The organism is Nocardiopsis sp. L17-MgMaSL7 (assembly GCF_003182025.1).
Lineage (GTDB): Bacteria > Actinomycetota > Actinomycetes > Streptosporangiales > Streptosporangiaceae > Nocardiopsis > Nocardiopsis prasina.
Window position 1 is genome coordinate 109,129 of sequence record NZ_QGTF01000008.1, and the last position, 17,221, is coordinate 126,349.

Sequence of the window (17,221 nt, forward strand, 5' to 3'; positions counted from 1 at the left end):
CGCGTGTGTGCGGTACCGGGCCGTGTGCGCCAGGGTGTGGCCCGAGGCCAACGGAGCGCGTGAGAATGCTGTGGCTCAGGAGGTCTGGGTGACCTTGTTGAGGCCGCGCGGGACGTCGGGGTTGTAGCCGAGACGGCGGGCGAGGTGCTCGGTGAGCAGCTGGGCGGGGACGATGAGGTTCATCGGGGAGACCCACTCGGGAACGTCCGGGACCGACACGGACACGTCGCTCGCGGCGGCGAGGGCCGAACCCCCGCCGAAGCCGAACACCGGGGCGCCGGCGGAGCGGACCCGCTCGGCGAGGGCCACCGTGCCCTCCAGGGTGGGGCCGTTGGGCGCGGCCACCAGCAGGGCGGGAGTGCGCGGGTCCACGACGGCGATCGGCCCGTGCTGGAGGTCCGCGTAGGACAGCCCCATGGCGTGCAGGTAGCAGGCCTCCTTGAGCTTGAGCGCGGCCTCCAGCGCGGTGGAGAAGGCCATGCCGCGACCGGAGACCACCGCGCCCTGCACGGCCACCATCCGCTCCACGATCTCCTCGAGGGAGTCCGTGGGGGCCGCGAGGGTCTGCTCGATGCCGTCCGGCACCAGCTCCAGCTCCCCGGCGTCCAGCTTCGCGCCCAGTCCCAGGGCCAGGACCGCGAGGGCGGCCAGCTGGGTGTTGTAGGTCTTGGTGGCGGGGACGGCCAGCTCACTCCCGGCCCGGGTGACCAGGGCGACGTCGGCCTCGGTGGCCAGCGGGGAGTCCGCGCCGTTGGTGACACCGACGGTCCGGGCGCCGCAGTCGGCCGCCCAGCGCATGGTCTCGACGATCTCCTCGGTCCTGCCGGACTGGGAGATGGCCACGGCGAGGACGTCGGACAGGTCGATCCGAGCGCCGTAGGCGGTGGCGATGGAGGGGGAGCCCAGCGTGGCCAGGCGGCCGGTGTGCGCCTGGAGGAGGTAGCTGCCGTAGACCGCGGCGTTGTCCGAGGAGCCCCGAGCGATGAACAGGACGTGCTTGGTGGCGCGGCCGAGCGCCTCGATCTCCCCGCGCAGGGGCAAGAGCTCGGCGAAGGTGCGGCGCAGGGCCTCGGGCTGGTCGGCGATCTCGGAGCGCATCACGCTCGTCGTGGTGGTCATGCGGAGCCTTCCGGTGGGGACGTGCGGTCCTGGACGTACGCCGGGGGCCGCGTCGGTCGCTCGTGGACGGCCCCGGACGAGGTCTCTGGCCAGCCACGATGCTGGTTCACACCGCGTGGCACAAGGAGGATTGACACGCGGGTCGAGCTATGGTCTAGTCCGGACTATACCAGTCAGATCCCGGCATGACCCGGCAAGTGTCACGAGTCCGGGCGGATGCCGCGCTAAGGTCGAACGCCGACCACCGGACCACCCGACCCGCCGACCGAGAAGGCCACTCGCTCCATGCCGATCGACGCCAGCAACCCCCTGCCGAAGTACGTCCAACTCCGCGATCTGCTCCTGGACTGGATCACCGCGGCCGGGCTGGGCGTGGACGACATGGTCCCCTCCGAACGCGAGCTCAGCTCCACCTACGGCCTCTCCCGCATGACCGTGCGCCAGACCATCGACCTCCTGGTCGCCGAGGGCCGCCTGTACCGGGTCCCCGGCAAGGGCACCTTCGTGGCCCGGCCCAAGATCGAGATGTCCCTCGTCCTGGCCTCCTTCAGCGAGGACATGCGGGCCCGGGGCTTCGAGCCGGGAGCGCGGGAGCTGATCCGCCAGGTCATCCCGGCCAGCGGCCACACCGCGCGCATGCTCGACATCGCCCCCGGCACCCTCGTCCACCACATCGAGCGCATGCGTACCGCCGACGACGAGCCCATGGCGGTCGAGCGCTCCAACATTCCGGCGGCCATGGTTCCCGGCCTGGAGGACCACGATCTGGCCGAACGATCCCTCTATGAGGTCCTGGAAAACGAGTTCGACATCCTGTTGGATTCCGGTGAGCAGACCATCGAGGCCGGGATCTGCGACTCGGCCGACTCCCGTCTCCTTGGCCTACCCGCCGGAAGCCCGGTGCTGATCATGCAGCGCCGGAGCTTCGCCAAGGGACAGTGCGTGGAACTCGCCCTGTCCACCTACCGTGCCGACCGCTACCAGCTGCACTCCCGTCTGGACCCGCGGAGGCACGGAGACTGACGTCTCGCGCCCACGGGGCGCGCGTCCGAGAGGGAGGACCCCCCACCATGTCGGACCCCACCCCAGAGAAGAAGGACCCGGACCGGACCGGGTCCCCCGCACGCAAACGCGGTTCCACCGCCCTGGCGGTGCTCCAGCGGCTCGGCCGCAGCCTGATGATGCCCATCGCGGTCCTTCCCGCCGCCGCGATCCTGCTCCGCCTCGGCCAGGACGACCTGCTCGGCGCGGAGGGCCTGGCGGGAATCGACGGTATGGGCTGGATGCAGCCGGTCTCGGGTGCCGTGGGCACCGCCGGCGAGGCGATCTTCGAGGCCCTTCCGCTGCTGTTCGCGATCGGTGTGGCCATCGGCTTCGCCAAGCGCGCGGACGGTTCGACCGCCCTGGCGGCCGTGGTCGGCTACCTGGTGTTCGACCGCGTGGCCACCTGGACGATGGTGACCTTCGACGGCCCCACCGGTGACATCGGCTCCCGGCTGGTCACCTATCCGCTGGAGACCGATCCGGTGACCAGGGAACCGGTCGCCGATCCGGAAGCGGTCAACGCCGTCGTCCCGATGATCGACCACGCGGTCAAGAACCCCACCGACGTGCTCGGCGGGATCGCGGTGGGCCTGGTCGCCGCCGTGTTGTGGCAGCGCTACCACCGGATCAAACTGCCCACCTGGCTCGGCTTCTTCGGCGGCCGCCGCTTCGTCCCCATCGTCACGGCCCTGGCCGGGCTGGGCATGGGCGTGGTGCTCGGCCTGGTCTGGCCGATCGTCGGCATGTGGATCCAGAACCTGGGCGAGGCCCTCATCGGCGCGGGCGCCCTCGGCGCCGGGCTCTACGGGATCGTCAACCGCATCCTGTTGCCGATGGGTCTGCACCACGTGGTGAACTCGTTCGTCTGGTTCGTCTCCGGCACCTACACCGACGGGGACGGTGTGGTCTCGCACGGGGAGATCACCCGCTACTTCGCGGGGGACCCGGAGGCGGGCAGCATGCTGTCCGGGTTCTTCCCGGTGCTGATGTTCGGTCTGCCGGGTGCCGCGCTCGCGATGTGGCTGACCGCCTCCAAGGCCCGGCGCGTGCAGATCGGTTCGATCATGATCCCCGCGGCGCTCACCGCCTTCGTCACGGGCATCACGGAGCCGGTGGAGTTCGCCTTCATCTTCGTCGCTCCGGTGCTGTTCGGGGTGCACATCGTGCTCACCGGCGTCTCCCTGGCGGTGATGAACCTGCTCGACGTCCAGTTGGGCTTCGGGTTCTCGGCGGGGCTGATCGACCTGCTGCTGAACGCCACGAAGAGCAACACCGAGGGGTTGGGCGTCCTGCTGCTGTTCGGGGCCGTCTACTTCCTGGTCTACTTCGGGATCTTCTACGTGCTGATCAGCCGGTTCAACTTCCCCACCCCGGGACGCGAGCCCGATCCGGACGAGCCCGGAGCCCCGCAGCACACCGCCCCGGCCACGGCGGACGGCACGACCGAACCCGGTCCGGACACCCCGAGCGGCGCAGACCCCGACCGCTCCGGCTGAGCGGCCCGCCCCCGGCGACGATCGACCACCGCGCCGACCCTGGCGTGTGAGGCACGCCACCTCTAAGCTCGGCTCAGACCCCCCGGGTCACGTGATCCCGGGTAGAGCACGGAGGGCACATGTCGGACAAGGCAACGGCGATCGTCGCCGGTTTGGGCGGCGCGGCCAACATCGAGGACATCGAGGCCTGCATCACGCGGCTGCGCACCGAGGTCAGCGACCCCGCGCTGGTTCGGGAGGCCGACCTTCGGGCGGCGGGCGCGCACGGCGTCCTGGTCTCGGGCAACGTCGTCCAGGTGGTGGTCGGTCCGGAGGCGGACTCCCTCACGGATGACATCCAGGACCTGCTCGAATAGCCGCTGGAGCGGGTTCCGGAAAGTCAGGCCTTTGTGCTCTTTTGGCCGCCCCTTTTCCGGGTTAAGTCCCTCTCCCGGGGAAGACCTCCCCCATGTCAGACCTGAACGGTGCGCTGCGCGTACTCTCGCCCGTCTCCGGAACGGCCCTGTCCCTGGACACGGTGCCCGACCCGGTCTTCTCCCAGAGCATGGTCGGCCCCGGCGTGGCCGTCCACCCCGAACCGGGACAGGAGGGCGGCCAGGAGTCCCAACACGAGGCGGTCGCCCCGATCGCCGGGACCCTGGTCAAGCTCCACCCCCACGCCTACGTGGTCATGGCCGCGGACAACCGGCGCGGTGTCCTCGTCCACCTGGGCATCGACACCGTGCAGCTCGCGGGGGAGGGGTTCACCCTCCTCGCGGAGGAGGGCACGGAAGTGGAGGCTGGTACCCCGGTGATCCGCTGGTCGCCCGGAGCGGTGGCCGCCGCGGGCAAGCCCTCGGTGGTGCCGGTGGTGGCCCTGGACGGCGAGCCGGGCTCGCTCTCCGAGCTGGCCGCGGGAGCCGTCGAACCGGGGGAGGCCCTGTTCGTCTGGGAGTGACGCTCCACGTTCGACCCCCCGCCACGGCGGGGTGCGTCCTGCCCGCTCCGGGGAACGGGTAGTCTCCGGCCGCAACCAGCGATCCGGTGGAGAAGAAGTCCCTATGAGACCGTCCGTTCCACGCGCCCTGGCCCCGGCCTGCGTGGCCCTCACCCTGATCACCACAGCCTGCACCACTCCCGAGGAGGTGGACACCTCGCCCGAGAACGACGACCCCAGCGCCGAGGCCACGGCCGAGCCCTTCGAGCCGGTCCTGGCCCCGCAGCTGCTCGCCGACATGGACCTGGACGACAAGATCGGCCAGCTCCTGGTCCTGACCGCGCAGGGCACCACGGCCGCCGACAACGCCGCGCAGATCGAGGCGCACCGCCCCGGCGGCGTCATCTACTTCGACGCCAACCTGAACGACGGCGAGCAGATCGCACAGATGTCGGCGGGCATGCAGGACCAGGCCGCCGAAGTGGGGCAGGGCGTCCCCCTGTTCGTCAGCATCGACCAGGAACAGGGCCTCGTGGTGCGCATGCCCGTGGGCACCTTGTTCCCCGACGCCATGGCGGTCGGCGCCACCCGTGACACCGACCTCGCCGCCCTGCGGGCGTCGACCACGGCGGACGAACTCCTCGCGGTCGGCGTCAACATGAACTACGCGCCCGACGCCGACGTCAACACCGACCCCAACAACCCGGTCATCGGCATCCGCTCCTTCGGCTCCGACCCGGAACTGGTGTCCGAGATGGTGCTGGCCGAGTCCGACGCCTACTCCGAGCACGGCGTCGTCCCGGTCATCAAGCACTTCCCCGGACACGGCGACACCGACGTCGACAGCCACACCGGCCTGCCCGTGATCGACCTGCCCCGTGACCGCTGGGAGGCCGAGCACCTGCCGCCGTTCCGGGCGGCGGTGGACGCGGGCGTCGACGCCATCATGACCGCGCACGTGTTGATGCCGCAGCTGGACCCGGGCGAGGACCCGGCCACCCTGTCGCCGGTGATCATCGACGGGATCCTGCGCGACGAGCTCGGCTACGACGGGGTGGTCACCACGGACGCCCTCAACATGGAGGGCGTGCGCCAGACCCATGCCGACGGTGAGGTCGCCGTCCGCGTGGTGGAGGCCGGGGTGGACCAGCTCCTCATGCCGCCGGACCCGGGCGCCGCTGTCGCCGCGATCCGCGAGGCGGTCGAGAGCGGTCGGCTCACCGAGGAGCGCATCGACCAGTCCGTGCTGCGCATCCTCACGCTCAAGGAGAAGCGCGGCGTCCTGGAACGCGAGTCCGCTGACCCGGCCGAGGCCGACGCGGCCATGGAGAACCCCGAGCACGCCGAGGCCGCGCAGCGGGTGGCCGACGCCTCCGTCACCCTCGTCCGGAACGAGGCGGACCTCCTGCCGCTGGACGCGGGCACCCGCGTGCGCGTCCAGGGTGAGGGAGCCGACCGGATCGCCCCGGCGCTGACCGACGCCGGTCTGGAGGTCGTGGACGGCGGCGAGGACGTGCTCGTGGTCGGCACCCGGAACGCGCGGAGCTCCGAGGAGCAGCGCGGCATGGTGGCCGCGGGGCGCTCCCAGGGCACCCCCGTGGTCGTGGTCGCCCAGGGCGGGCCCTACGACCTGGAGGCCTTCCCGGAGGTCGACGGCTACATCGCCCTGTACTCGGCAGTGGAGGTCTCCCGGGTGGCCGCGGCCCGGGCGATCGCAGGGAAGATCGACCCCTCCGGCACGTTGCCGGTGGACATCCCCGGTGCCGACGTGACCTCGGGGACCGGTCTCGGGTACTGACGCCACCTGGTGGTCGCACGGTTGAACCGAGCGGGGAACGGGAAGAACCGTTCCCCGCCCGGCCTGTCGGATCCACACAGGGCCGGGCGGGTTGTCCCCGAGGCGATCACCGAAGGAGGCGACCGGATGAGCGGCACCCGACGAGGGGTCATCTCCGACTGGGGCGGTGTGCTCACCCCACCCCTGCCCGAGGGAATCCGGGCCTGGCTCAGGTCCGACCGGATCGACATCGACCACTACCACGAGGTCATGCGTCCGTACTTCGACAACAGCGTGCCGGACAACCCCGTGCACGCCCTGGAACGCGGCGAGATCGAGACCCACCTGTTCGAGCGCGACCTCGCCGCCCTGCTGCGCTCCACCCACGGCGGCCCGGTGCGGGCACAGGGCCTCATCGAGCGCATGTTCTCCCACTTCGACCCGGTCGACGCCATGTACGACACCCTGCGTACGGCCAGGGGGAGCGGGCACGGAACCGCCCTGTTGTCCAACTCCTGGGGCAACGGCTACCCGCGCGACCACTTCGCGGCCACCTTCGACACCGTGGTGATCTCCGGAGAGGTGGGCATGCGCAAGCCGGAGGAGCGCATCTACCTGCTCACCTGTGAGCAGCTGGGCCTGGGGCCCGAGGACTGCGTGTTCATCGACGACCTGGCGCACAACATCGAGACCGCCGAGTCCCTGGGGATGACCGGGATCCTGCACACGGACGTGGAGAGCACCCGCCAGGCGCTGTCCCGCTTCCTGGCCCCCGAGGACGACCACGAACGCCAGCCGGTCTGACCAGGTCGGGTTCTTTGGGAAACTCGTAGGGATCCGATCCCGCCCTGGAGAGCCCATGTACGTCTTCCTGCCCAGTACCGTCCCCGCGCTCGCGGCCCTGCTCGACCGGGGTCGACTGGAGGGGGAGGCCCTCCCGGCCTTCACCGCCGACGCCGGGCCCGACGGGGACCCCGAGGAGGCCGAGTACGACGCCATGTACGCGGCGGCCGAGGCCTCCCTGCGCATGCTGTCCGAGGACCCCGGGGCGCCCCGCCGCCGCGTGGTCCTCGCCGCCGAGATGCCCGACGCCGCCGTGGAGCGGGGTGGACGCCACGCCGAAGGGGTCGCCCGCGTCACCGTCCGGGGCGGTGTGCCCTACAAGAAGCTCCGGTCCGCGCACCTGGACGACACCGACGCGGCCGCCGACATCGCCGAGGCCGCGGCCGACCCGGCCTCCGAAGCCGCCGAGGACCACGAGCTCATGTGGTTCGCGGTCCAGGAGATCCGCTACCTGGTCGAGGAGTCCCAGGAGTAGCAGTACGCGGGCACCCCGGGGGAGCCGTCGAAGGCGTGCGTGATCGCGCCCAGACGCTCCCAGCCCAGGCGTTCGTACAGGCGGGCGGCGGCCCGGCCCTTGGCGTCCCCGGGAGCGCTCACCGGAGGCTGTGTTCCCAGGGGCCGAGGGCACCTGCTCGGATCGTGTGTGTTCTGCGGTCGGGGGAGACCTCCAGGGTGAACTCCGTCAGCTCGGGCCAGCCCGCCGCGTCGAGTTCGACGTAGGCCTCTCCCAGTTCCTTGCCGAGGTCGCGGGGACCGGCCCCCGTGGTGGTGCCGTCCGGCCACAGGTGCACCCAGGAATCAGCCGTGCTCAGCGCGATGACCGGGGCGGAGTCACCGTCCCAGGGGCGTCTTCCCTCCTCGATACGCAGACCTGGGGTGGCCAGGGTCAGGCGGGTGAGCAGGCTACGGTCGACCAGCTCTCGGGAGCCGACAGGGAAGCCGCTCACCTGTTCCATCTCCTGGGCGGTCCCCGCGAAGGTGTCTCGGGGGAGCCTCTGAGTGCGGTCGCGCATGATCGAGGCATCGCACAGGAAGTCGCCCTGGAGGGTGTGGGACAGGGCGACAACCGGGGTGGGGCCGTCGTAGTCGTAGGGCGCCCAGGGGAGGACGGCCACGCCCGGAGAGGTGAGGGACGCGGTCCACGACTCGGGTACGTGCCTGACCGCGCAGGTGGCGATGACCGAGTCGTAGGCGTCCGCATCGGGGGCGGTGGTTCCCGTGATGACCCGCACTCCGGTTCCCGAGAGCCGCGACCGGGCGTGTGCGGCGACGTCGGGGTCGATCTCCAACGAGGTCACGTGCCCGGTGGGTCCGACCAGGGAGGCGAGGATCGCGGCGTTCCAGCCGGTCCCGGTACCGATCTCCAGCACCCGCATTCCGGGTTCCACCCTGGCCGCCGCGATCATGTCCGCCATGAGCTGCGGTGCCAAGGAGGAGGAAGTGGCGATATTGGACGAGCCACTGCCCCCGTCATTGGCCTGGATGACCACGGCGTCATCGTCGTAGACGTACGCCGCCCACCGCGCGAGGTTGGCGGTTCGGTAGAGCGGTAGGCCCCGAGCGCTGGGCCAGACCAGGTCCGGGATGAACCGGTGTCGGGGGTGGTCGGTGAAGGCGGCACGGATCGTGTTGGTGGTGTCCAACCGGTCGACCAGCCGCGCGTGAAGGTTGTCCAGGTTCACGCCGTACCGCTTTCCTTGAGGCACTTTTGCCGTGGATGGCCGTGGATGATGTCCGGCCGTGCGGATGGGCGGCGCCGCGTGACGAATGCGGCGCCGCCCAACGGCACGGAGGGGGCTCTAGCGGACGAGGTAGCTCACCCGCCTCGTCTCGATGACACTCGCCCCTTCGGGAAGCCCGCCCTCGTCGTCGCCCTCCAGGAGGACGCGCATCCAGATGTCGCTGTCCTTCCGGTAGGGGTTCAACCGGTCGAGCCGTTCCCAGAAGCTGTGCCCGATCGCGACGCAGGAGCAGGCACAGGTTTGGGTGTTGTAGCTCGGGGCCAGCGGCGAGATCCGCCCCGCCAGCGGGATCCCGTCCTCGTCGGGCTCACCGCCCCGGATGATCTGGATGACCTCGGTGTACAGCTCGACATCAGGCACAAAGGTTGACGCCATGGAGTCAGCTCCCTACGTAGAGGAGGCGACACCCGGTATAGGTGTCCCGCTGGCTCCAGTATCAACTTGTGCAAAGTCAAGTTCAAGTAATCTTCTTGATTTTGTTCAAGTTATTCTTGGGCTGGGGGTGAGGACTACGATCGAGACACCCCCAAGAAGGAGGATTCGTGACAGGAACAGGCCATGCTCCTGGTGTGCGGCGCCGCAGACTGTCCGCTGCTCTGCGGAGGTTGCGGGCTGAAGTCGGGCTCTCCTCGCCTGAGGTGGCCAAGGAACTTGGCTGGTCCCCCACCAAGGTCACTCGTGCGGAGCGCAACGAGTGGCGGCGTCCAGCCGTGAAGGACGTGGACGCGATCCTCACGCTCTACGGGGTGAAGGGGGAGGAACGGGCGCACCTTCTCAGTCTGACCGAGGAGGCTCGCGGACGCAGCGATTGGCACAAGTACGCCGACCTTTTCCCAGGATCCTTGCCCGACCTGGAGGCAGAGGCGGTCCGAATCCGCTCTTATGAGGCCTTGCTGATCCCTGGACTTCTCCAGACACCCGACTATGCTGCGGCGATCTTCGAGTCAAGCCAGATCGTTCCGCCCGAGAATACGCAGCGCAAGGTGGAGTCACGAATGGCCCGCCGAAGCGTCCTTGATGCCCCCAACGGACCACGGTTCGTCGCCGTCATCGACGAAGCTGCTCTACGCAGGGTGGTTGGCTCACCGAAGGTGATGTCGGAACAGCTTCGATTCCTGGCAGGGATGGCCGCGCACTACAAGGTCACCGTGTTGGTGTTGCCATTTGAGTCGGGAGCTCATCCTGCAGTGGAAGGGGCCTTCGCGCTGCTTGACTTCCCCAGCCCGGAACCGGGGATCGTCAGCATCTCTACTGGAGCGGAATCCCTCTACGTGGAGGACGAAGCCTACATGGATAGGCATACGCTGATCTTCGAAGGCGTCCACAACCTGGCCTTGGATCCCAAGAAGTCCCTCGACCTTATCGAATCCATCGCCGCCGACCATGACAAGCGAGCCTGATCATGCTGCTGGAGTTCCGTAAGTCCACTTACTCCGGGCACCAAGAGAACTGCGTGGAGGTCGCGCCCATCCTCACCTTCCGTAAGTCCTCCTACTCATCCGGCGGGGAGAACTGCGTCGAGGTGGCCCAGGTCGCTCCGGCCTTCCGTAAGTCCTCCCACTCCTCCGCCCAGGAAAACTGCGTCGAGGTCGCGGAGCTGCCCACCGGTGCTGCCATCCGCGACTCCAAGAACCCCGACCACGGTTTCCTGCCGGTGGGGGCCTCTGAGTGGGCCGCCTTCGCTCAGTTGGTCGCTGTCCGTCCCTCGCACGTCTGAGGTTCCCCAACGGGTGTCCCGGCCCTGCCACGGGCTGGGGCGCCTCGCTGTGCCTTGAGTTTCAATCCTGGCCCGGGGACGGGACCCCTGGCCCCGGAGTCCTACCGGATCACGGACGTTGGGCGCCGCTCCGCTGCGGGAGCTCAGCCGCCGCCGTCGCCTCCTCCGTCACCGCCGTCGCCGCTGCTGCCTGTGCCGCCCCCGCCGCCACCTCCGCTGCTACCACCGCTCCCGCCGTTGGTGTCCCAGTCCAGCCAGGCGTTGAGGGCGGCGAACGCCAGCACCGCCCCCGAGACGAGGAGCACCAGGGGCCCGAGCGCGGAACCGTCGCCGTCCACCACCCGCCGCAGGAGTCCCGCTCCGACGTAGAGCACCAGGAACATCCCGCCGATCAGGGCCGCCGTCAGGGCGAGCACGCCTCTGCCGTCCACGGGGCCTCCAGGGGGCGCGGGGGACCATCACGGTACGCCTCGGTAAGGGCCCTGAGCGGGGAGTGGCCCCAACCGGCCTCCGGCCGGGTTCGGACTCCGTTTCCTCCCTGAATCGCCCATCCGGCACAATGGTGGCGTCCCCGAACCCCGATCGCCGAGGAGTCAGCCATCAGCCGCCTGGTGCTATGGAACATCGACCTCACCCTCCTCGACGTGGGGCAGGTCATGCGGGCCGCCTACGCCGAGGCCTTCGAGAAGGTCACGGGCGAACCGCTGGTCTACCTGACCTCGGCGGCGGGTCGCACGGACTCCGAGATGTTCTTCGAGTTCTGCGCCCGCAACTACGTCGAGCTCGAACCCGACTCCGAGGTCCTGGGCGACTTCCTCGCCGCCCTGGAGGCCTCCTTCGGGGCCCGCCACGAACAGCTCCTGGCCAAGGGGCGCGTCATGCCGGGTGCGGCCGCCTCCCTGGCCGCCGTGGCCGCGCTGCCGGACACCCTCCAGACCGTGGTCAGCGGAAGCACCCGGACCAACGCCACCGCCAAGCTGGTGGCCTTCGGCCTGGACACCCACCTCAACCTCGCTGTGGGCGGGTTCGGCTCGGTCAACTACCCCAAGTCCAGCCTCATCCAGTCCATCAGGCTGCACGCCGCCGGTGAGGGCGGCCGCGCCTTCTCGGAGGAGGAGACGGTGTTCGTCACCGGCTCCGCCCCGGACGTGCGCGCGGCGCTGATCGGCGGCGCGATCCCGATCGCGGTGCTCAACGGGTCCACGACCGAGGGGCAGCTGCGGGAGGCCGGGGCGCAGATCGTGCTGCCGGACCTGAGCGACCCCAGGGCCGTGATGAGCGCCGTGCACCAGGCCACGACGCGGTGACCGCACCGGGCACACGGGTGCTCCGGTGTCCGCCGCAATCCAGGTCTTACAGTGCGTAATCGTGCTGTAACGGTGTTGGTCCTGTTCTCGTGCGCGAAAAGCAGTAGCCTGGGGTCCGTCCCCACTCTGTGGGGGCAGAGGCCGGGACAACGACGTCCCGACCTCGTTTGACGCAACCTGTGCGCACAGGTACCAACCCAGCCGACGCCCTCGTGGGATCCTTGCGGCCCAAGGACCTCACGAGACTTCACAAGTCAGCCACAGAAGTTCACAGGTCGCTTGACGAGCCACACACGTCACATGACCGGGTGTCCTCGACTGTGCTCGTGCGACGTTGCTCACAAAGGAGTGAGAGATCCCTATGTCCGGGCAATCCGACGTCATCCTTCAGAAGCTGCTCAATGACGCGGCCTCCCGATGGAGTCCGGGGGACCGACTGAGCCCCGAGGCCGCCGACGCGGTCCGCGCCTTCCTTCCCCTCTACTACCGGCACACGGACCCCGAGGAGATCAGCGGGCGCAGCCCCGAGCAGATCTGCGGGACCGCCGAGGCCCACCGCTCCTTCGGCGCCGAACGTGCACCGGGACGCGCGAAGGTCCGCGTCTACACGCCGACCCTCGAACACGACGGCTGGGAGCAGCAGACCAGCATCGTCGAGATCGTCACGGACAACGCCCCGTTCCTGGTCTCCTCCGTGACCATGGCCCTCAGCGACCTGGGTGCCGGGGTGCGGCTGATCATCCACCCGCAGATGACCGTCGGACGCGACCTGCCCGGCAAGCTGGTCCAGGTCGACCCGGAGATCGGCGGCGACGGCCTGCTGCCCATCGACGAGTCGTGGATGCACATCGAGATCGACCGGCAGAGCGACCCCGAACGGGTCAAGGAGATCAGCACCCGGCTGGAGCGCGTCCTCAGCGACGTCCGCTACGCCGACGAGGACTCCGCCAAGATGAGCGACCGGGTCATCCGGATCGCCGACGAGCTCTCCGCCTACCCGGACCGTCTGGTCGCCGGCGGCGTCGACCCCCGCGAGATCGGCGAGAGCGTCGACTTCCTGCGCTGGATCGCCTCGCGCCACTTCACCTTCATGGGCTACCGCGAGTACGCCCTGGTCACCGACGACAACGGCGACGACTCCCTGCGCCCCGAGCCCGGCACCGGCCTGGGCATCCTGCGCATGGACCCGTCCGCGTCCACCCGGTTCTCCGCGCTGCCCCCCGAGATCCGGGGCAAGGCCCGCGAGCCCTACCTGCTGGTGCTCACCAAGGCCAACTCGCGCGCCACGGTCTACCGGCCCAAGTACCTGGACTACATCAGCGTCAAGAAGTTCGACGCCCAGGGCAACATCGTCGGCGAGCGCCGCTTCCTCGGCCTGTTCTCGTCCCAGGCCAACACCAGCAGCATCGCCCAGATCCCCATCCTGCGCCGCAAGCAGGCCGAGGTCCTGGCCCTGGCCGGGTTCGAGGCCGACAGCTACGACGGCAAGGACCTGATCGAACTCCTGGAGACCTTCCCGCGCGAGGAACTCCTCCAGATCCCCGTGGGCGAGCTCTACAGCATCGTCCGCGGTGTGCTGCGCCTGCGCGACCGCCGGGGCACCAAGCTGTTCATGCGCCGCGACCCCTACGGCGGCCGCTACATGTCCTGCTTCGTGTACATGCCGCGCGACGAGTACAGCACCCAGGTGCGCCTCGACATCCAGGACGTCCTGGCCGACGCCTTCCACGGCGCCACCATGGACCACAACGTGATGATCGGCGCGGCCCCGCTGGCCCGCCTCTACCTGGTGGCCAGGGCCCAGAGCGGACAGACCCTCGCCGACATCGACCAGGTCGAGCTGGAGGAGAAGGTCCGTCAGGCGGCCCGCTCCTGGGACGCCGACTTCGACGACGCCCTCGTCGACGAGTTCGGCCCCACGCGCGCCACCACTCTCAAGGAGCGCTACGGCCCCGGTCTCACCGAGGCCTACAAGATCGACAACGACCCCACGGTGGCCGCCAAGGACATCTCCCGGATCGAGGAGCTGCTCCAGCGCACCGACTCCGAGAACCGCCAGGGCGAGTTCTCGGCCAGCCTCCACCAGCCCGAGGGCGCCCCCGGAAGCTGGCGCTTCCGCCTGGCCCGGATCGGCGAGCCCATCTCGCTGTCCCAGGTCCTGCCGGTCCTGGAGCACCTGGGTGTGGAGGTCGTCGACGAGCTGCCCTACGACATCACCGTCGACGGGGTGGGGCGGGTCTGGATCTACGACTTCGGCCTGGGCCCGCTGGAGGCCTCCGACCTCTCCCCGAGCCGTCTGAAGAGCCTCTTCGAGGACGCCTTCGACGCCTCCTGGCGCGACCTCGGCGAGTCCGACCGGTTCAACGCCCTGGTCGTGCGCGCCGGACTCGACTGGCGCCAGCTCACCGTGCTGCGCGCCTACGCCAAGTACCTGCGCCAGACCGGATCGACCTTCACCCCCGACTACCTGGCCGACGTCCTCGTCGCCAACGTCGGGATCGCCAACCTGCTGGTGGAGCTCTTCGAGGCCCGCTTCGACCCCGACCAGTCCGACGAGGGCCGCACCGAGCGCGGCAACGTGATCGTCGGCAAGATCGAGGGCGAGCTGGACGGAGTGGCCAGCCTGGACCACGACCGCATCCTGCGTTCGTTCCTGGCGGTCATCCAGGCCACCCTGCGCACCAACCACTACCAGGGCGGCTCCGAGGGGCGCCCCTACCTGGTGCTCAAGCTCAACCCGCAGGAGATCCCGGACCTGCCCCACCCGCGGCCCCGGTTCGAGATGTACGTGTACTCGCCGCGCGTCGAGGGCGTCCACCTGCGCTTCGGCTCGGTCGCCCGTGGCGGTCTGCGCTGGTCGGACCGGTTCGAGGACTTCCGGACGGAGATCCTCGGCCTGGTCAAGGCGCAGATGGTGAAGAACTCCGTCATCGTGCCGAGCGGCGCCAAGGGCGGGTTCGTCTGCAAGCGCCTGCCCTCCGGCGGTGGCCGTGAGGAGGTCATGGCCGAGGTCGTGTCCTGCTACAAGCAGTTCATCAGCGGCCTGCTGGACGTCACCGACAACCTCGTCGACGGCCAGGTCGTGCACCCCGAGCGCACCGTCCTGCACGACGGCGACGACTCCTACCTGGTGGTCGCGGCCGACAAGGGCACCGCGACCTTCTCCGACACCGCCAACGCGATCTCCCTCGAGCGCGGCTTCTGGCTGGGCGACGCCTTCGCCAGCGGCGGCTCCGTGGGCTACGACCACAAGGCCATGGGCATCACCGCCCGGGGCGCGTGGGAGTCGGTGAAGTACAACTTCCGTGAGATGGGCGTCAACGTCCAGGAGGAGCCCTTCAGCGTCGTCGGGATCGGCGACATGTCCGGTGACGTGTTCGGCAACGGGATGCTGCTGTCCCGCAAGATCAAGCTGGTGGCCGCCTTCGACCACCGGCACGTCTTCCTCGACCCCGACCCGGACCCGGCCACCTCCTGGGCCGAGCGCGAGCGCGTGTTCCGCCTGCCGCGCAGCACCTGGGAGAGCTACGACACGTCGCTGATCTCCGAGGGCGGCGGCGTGCACCCGCGCACCGCCAAGTCCGTCCCGATTACCCCGCAGGTGCGCGAGGTCCTCGGCATCGACGAGGACGTCACGGCGCTCACCCCGGACGAGCTCATCCGGTGCGTGCTCACGTCGCCGGTGGACCTGCTCTGGAACGGCGGCATCGGCACCTACGTCAAGGCCAGCGGCCAGACCCACGCGGACGTCGGCGACAAGGCCAACGACCAGGTGCGGGTGGACGCCACCGAGCTGCGCGTGAAGGTGGTCGGCGAGGGCGGCAACCTGGGCCTGACCCAGCCCGCCCGCATCGAGTTCGCCCGCGACGGCGGCCGGGTCAACAGTGACTTCATCGACAACTCCGCCGGTGTGGACACCTCCGACCACGAGGTCAACATCAAGATCATGCTGGACCGCGAGGTGCGCTCCGGCGAGATGGCCAAGGCCGACCGCGACCAGCTGTTCATCGACATGACCGACGAGGTCGCGTCGCTGGTCCTGGACAACAACTACTCCCAGAACGCCGTGCTGGCCGCCGCGCGTAAGCAGACCCACGAGATGCTGCACGTCCACGGCCGCTACATGCGCCACCTGGAGCGCACCAAGGTCCTCAAGCGCAAGCAGGAGGACCTGCCCTCCGACAAGGCGATCGCCGAGCGGCGCGCCCAGGGCAAGGGGCTGACCGGCCCCGAGTTCGCCACGCTGCTCTCGTACACCAAGATCAGCCTCAAGGAGCAGATCGGCCTGTCCGACCTGGCCGACGACCCGTACCTGGCGTCGACCCTGACGAACTACTTCCCGACCCCGCTGCGGCTGGAGCGCTTCGCCGCCGGTGTGCAGTCGCACCCGCTGCGCCGGGAGATCATCGTCAACCAGGTGACCAACCAGATGGTCAACCGGTCGGGCACGACCTTCGCGTTCCGCCTCAACGAGGAGCTGGGCTCCAGCGCCGCCGACATCACCCGGGCCTACCTGGTCACCCAGGAGATCCTGGGGCTGCGCCAGTACTGGGGCGAGATCGAGGAGCTGGACCACCAGATCTCGGTGGACAGCCAGCTGGTGCTCCTGCTGGAGATCCGCAAGCTGGCCGAGCGGTCCGCCCGGTGGCTGCTGCGCAACCGGACCTTCCCGTTCGACCTCGCCAGCGAGATCGGCTTCTTCGCCGAGGGCGTGGGCGAGGTGCTGCCGCAGCTCAAGGAGCTGTTGCGCGGGCGGGACCTGGAGGCCTTCGAGGAGCGCCGCGACCGGTACACCTCGCTGGGCGTGCCCAGGGACCTCGCCGAGCGCGTCGCCGTGATGGTCCCCGCCTACTCCACGCTGGACCTGGTGGAGATCGCCAGGCGTACGGGCCAGCCGGTCCGGCGGGTCGCCAGCCTGTACTTCGAGCTGGCCGACCGGTTCAACATCAGCTGGTGGCGTGAGCGGATCATCGACCTGCCCAGGGACGACCGCTGGGGGACGATGGCGCGTTCGGCGCTGCGCGACGACCTGTACTCGGCGCACGCGGACCTCACCAGCCGCGTGCTGGAGTCCGGTGGCGAGGGCTCCAACTCGGAGCTGATCCGCCAGTGGGCCGAGCAGAACGAGTCCTCGGTGCAGCGCGCGGGGATCACGCTCTCGGAGATCCAGGAGAACGAGCGCTTCGACCTCGCCACCCTCTCGGTGGCGCTGAGGTCGATCCGTTCGCTGGTCGACTAGCCGACTGGTTCCACAGGGGGA

At 69.6% G+C, this 17,221-nt stretch carries 16 protein-coding genes; 11 read left to right on the plus strand and 5 right to left on the minus strand.

All coding sequences use genetic code 11. The features are described from left to right. Nucleotides 1-75: 75 nt before the first annotated feature. On the minus strand, nucleotides 76-1,119 hold the full coding sequence (locus BDW27_RS15825; protein WP_110049935.1) for an SIS domain-containing protein: 1,044 nt from the start codon (nucleotides 1,117-1,119) through the stop codon (nucleotides 76-78). 285 nt (nucleotides 1,120-1,404) lie between these two features. Between BDW27_RS15825 and BDW27_RS15830 the strand changes: the two genes are divergently transcribed. From BDW27_RS15830 to BDW27_RS15860, 7 genes are all read left to right on the plus strand, one after another. Next, on the plus strand, nucleotides 1,405-2,142 hold the full coding sequence (locus tag BDW27_RS15830; protein WP_017542475.1) for a GntR family transcriptional regulator: 738 nt from the start codon (nucleotides 1,405-1,407) through the stop codon (nucleotides 2,140-2,142). Between the two features lie 47 nt (nucleotides 2,143-2,189). Continuing rightward, complete coding sequence (locus BDW27_RS15835) at nucleotides 2,190-3,659, plus strand: PTS transporter subunit EIIC (protein ID WP_110049937.1); 1,470 nt, start codon at nucleotides 2,190-2,192, stop codon at nucleotides 3,657-3,659. Between the two features lie 119 nt (nucleotides 3,660-3,778). Beyond that, nucleotides 3,779-4,015, plus strand: coding sequence for a glucose PTS transporter subunit EIIB (locus BDW27_RS15840; RefSeq protein ID WP_110049939.1), 237 nt, complete (start codon nucleotides 3,779-3,781; stop codon nucleotides 4,013-4,015). 92 nt (nucleotides 4,016-4,107) lie between these two features. After that, the gene (locus tag BDW27_RS15845; RefSeq protein ID WP_110049940.1) at nucleotides 4,108-4,596 is read left to right on the plus strand and encodes a PTS glucose transporter subunit IIA; all 489 of its coding nucleotides are present in this window, start codon (nucleotides 4,108-4,110) and stop codon (nucleotides 4,594-4,596) included. Nucleotides 4,597-4,699: 103 nt separating this feature from the next. After that, a complete protein-coding gene (locus BDW27_RS15850) occupies nucleotides 4,700-6,373 on the plus strand; it encodes a glycoside hydrolase family 3 protein (protein WP_110049942.1) in 1,674 nt (557 codons plus the stop codon). A gap of 126 nt (nucleotides 6,374-6,499) precedes the next feature. Then, nucleotides 6,500-7,156 (plus strand): HAD family phosphatase, encoded by a 657-nt coding sequence (locus tag BDW27_RS15855; protein WP_110049944.1) that lies wholly within the window; start codon nucleotides 6,500-6,502, stop codon nucleotides 7,154-7,156. Between the two features lie 55 nt (nucleotides 7,157-7,211). After that, nucleotides 7,212-7,670, plus strand: coding sequence for a DUF6912 family protein (locus BDW27_RS15860; RefSeq protein WP_110049945.1), 459 nt, complete (start codon nucleotides 7,212-7,214; stop codon nucleotides 7,668-7,670). On the opposite strand, the gene BDW27_RS15865 is transcribed toward BDW27_RS15860, so the two are convergent. From BDW27_RS15865 to BDW27_RS15875, 3 genes are all read right to left on the minus strand, one after another. Further along, nucleotides 7,643-7,792 carry a hypothetical protein gene (locus tag BDW27_RS15865; RefSeq protein ID WP_233515777.1) on the minus strand — a complete coding sequence of 50 codons (150 nt, stop codon included), beginning with the start codon at nucleotides 7,790-7,792 and terminating at the stop codon, nucleotides 7,643-7,645. The genes BDW27_RS15860 and BDW27_RS15865 overlap by 28 nt on opposite strands. After that, on the minus strand, nucleotides 7,789-8,877 hold the full coding sequence (locus tag BDW27_RS15870) for a methyltransferase domain-containing protein (protein ID WP_110049947.1): 1,089 nt from the start codon (nucleotides 8,875-8,877) through the stop codon (nucleotides 7,789-7,791). The genes BDW27_RS15865 and BDW27_RS15870 overlap by 4 nt, the downstream gene beginning before the upstream one ends. Nucleotides 8,878-8,994: 117 nt before the next feature. Further along, nucleotides 8,995-9,312, minus strand: coding sequence for a hypothetical protein (locus tag BDW27_RS15875; RefSeq protein ID WP_110049949.1), 318 nt, complete (start codon nucleotides 9,310-9,312; stop codon nucleotides 8,995-8,997). A gap of 167 nt (nucleotides 9,313-9,479) precedes the next feature. Here BDW27_RS15875 and BDW27_RS15880 point away from each other — a divergent pair, with 167 nt between their 5' ends. Together BDW27_RS15880 and BDW27_RS15885 are read left to right on the plus strand one after the other, a co-directional pair. Then, complete coding sequence (locus BDW27_RS15880; RefSeq protein WP_110049951.1) at nucleotides 9,480-10,337, plus strand: helix-turn-helix transcriptional regulator; 858 nt, start codon at nucleotides 9,480-9,482, stop codon at nucleotides 10,335-10,337. A gap of 2 nt (nucleotides 10,338-10,339) precedes the next feature. Beyond that, the gene (locus tag BDW27_RS15885; protein WP_110049952.1) at nucleotides 10,340-10,654 is read left to right on the plus strand and encodes a DUF397 domain-containing protein; all 315 of its coding nucleotides are present in this window, start codon (nucleotides 10,340-10,342) and stop codon (nucleotides 10,652-10,654) included. A gap of 143 nt (nucleotides 10,655-10,797) precedes the next feature. Here the strand turns inward: BDW27_RS15885 and BDW27_RS15890 are convergent, their stop codons facing one another. Then, complete coding sequence (locus BDW27_RS15890) at nucleotides 10,798-11,085, minus strand: hypothetical protein (protein WP_110049954.1); 288 nt, start codon at nucleotides 11,083-11,085, stop codon at nucleotides 10,798-10,800. Nucleotides 11,086-11,265: 180 nt separating this feature from the next. Here BDW27_RS15890 and BDW27_RS15895 point away from each other — a divergent pair, with 180 nt between their 5' ends. Together BDW27_RS15895 and BDW27_RS15900 are read left to right on the plus strand one after the other, a co-directional pair. Then, a complete protein-coding gene (locus tag BDW27_RS15895; RefSeq protein ID WP_110049956.1) occupies nucleotides 11,266-11,961 on the plus strand; it encodes an HAD family hydrolase in 696 nt (231 codons plus the stop codon). Nucleotides 11,962-12,322: 361 nt separating this feature from the next. Further along, nucleotides 12,323-17,200 (plus strand): NAD-glutamate dehydrogenase, encoded by a 4,878-nt coding sequence (locus BDW27_RS15900; RefSeq protein WP_110049958.1) that lies wholly within the window; start codon nucleotides 12,323-12,325, stop codon nucleotides 17,198-17,200. Nucleotides 17,201-17,221: the final 21 nt, after the last annotated feature.

Coding starts and splice junctions, on each gene's coding strand:
- BDW27_RS15860 (WP_110049945.1), top strand. CDS start 7,212: ATGTACGTCTTCCTGCCCAGTACCGTCCCCGCGCTCGCGGCCCTGCTC.
- BDW27_RS15835 (WP_110049937.1), top strand. CDS start 2,190: ATGTCGGACCCCACCCCAGAGAAGAAGGACCCGGACCGGACCGGGTCC.
- BDW27_RS15850 (WP_110049942.1), top strand. CDS start 4,700: ATGAGACCGTCCGTTCCACGCGCCCTGGCCCCGGCCTGCGTGGCCCTC.
- BDW27_RS15830 (WP_017542475.1), top strand. CDS start 1,405: ATGCCGATCGACGCCAGCAACCCCCTGCCGAAGTACGTCCAACTCCGC.
- BDW27_RS15885 (WP_110049952.1), top strand. CDS start 10,340: ATGCTGCTGGAGTTCCGTAAGTCCACTTACTCCGGGCACCAAGAGAAC.
- BDW27_RS15900 (WP_110049958.1), top strand. CDS start 12,323: ATGTCCGGGCAATCCGACGTCATCCTTCAGAAGCTGCTCAATGACGCG.
- BDW27_RS15840 (WP_110049939.1), top strand. CDS start 3,779: ATGTCGGACAAGGCAACGGCGATCGTCGCCGGTTTGGGCGGCGCGGCC.
- BDW27_RS15825 (WP_110049935.1), bottom strand. CDS start 1,119: ATGACCACCACGACGAGCGTGATGCGCTCCGAGATCGCCGACCAGCCC.
- BDW27_RS15845 (WP_110049940.1), top strand. CDS start 4,108: ATGTCAGACCTGAACGGTGCGCTGCGCGTACTCTCGCCCGTCTCCGGA.
- BDW27_RS15875 (WP_110049949.1), bottom strand. CDS start 9,312: ATGGCGTCAACCTTTGTGCCTGATGTCGAGCTGTACACCGAGGTCATC.
- BDW27_RS15855 (WP_110049944.1), top strand. CDS start 6,500: ATGAGCGGCACCCGACGAGGGGTCATCTCCGACTGGGGCGGTGTGCTC.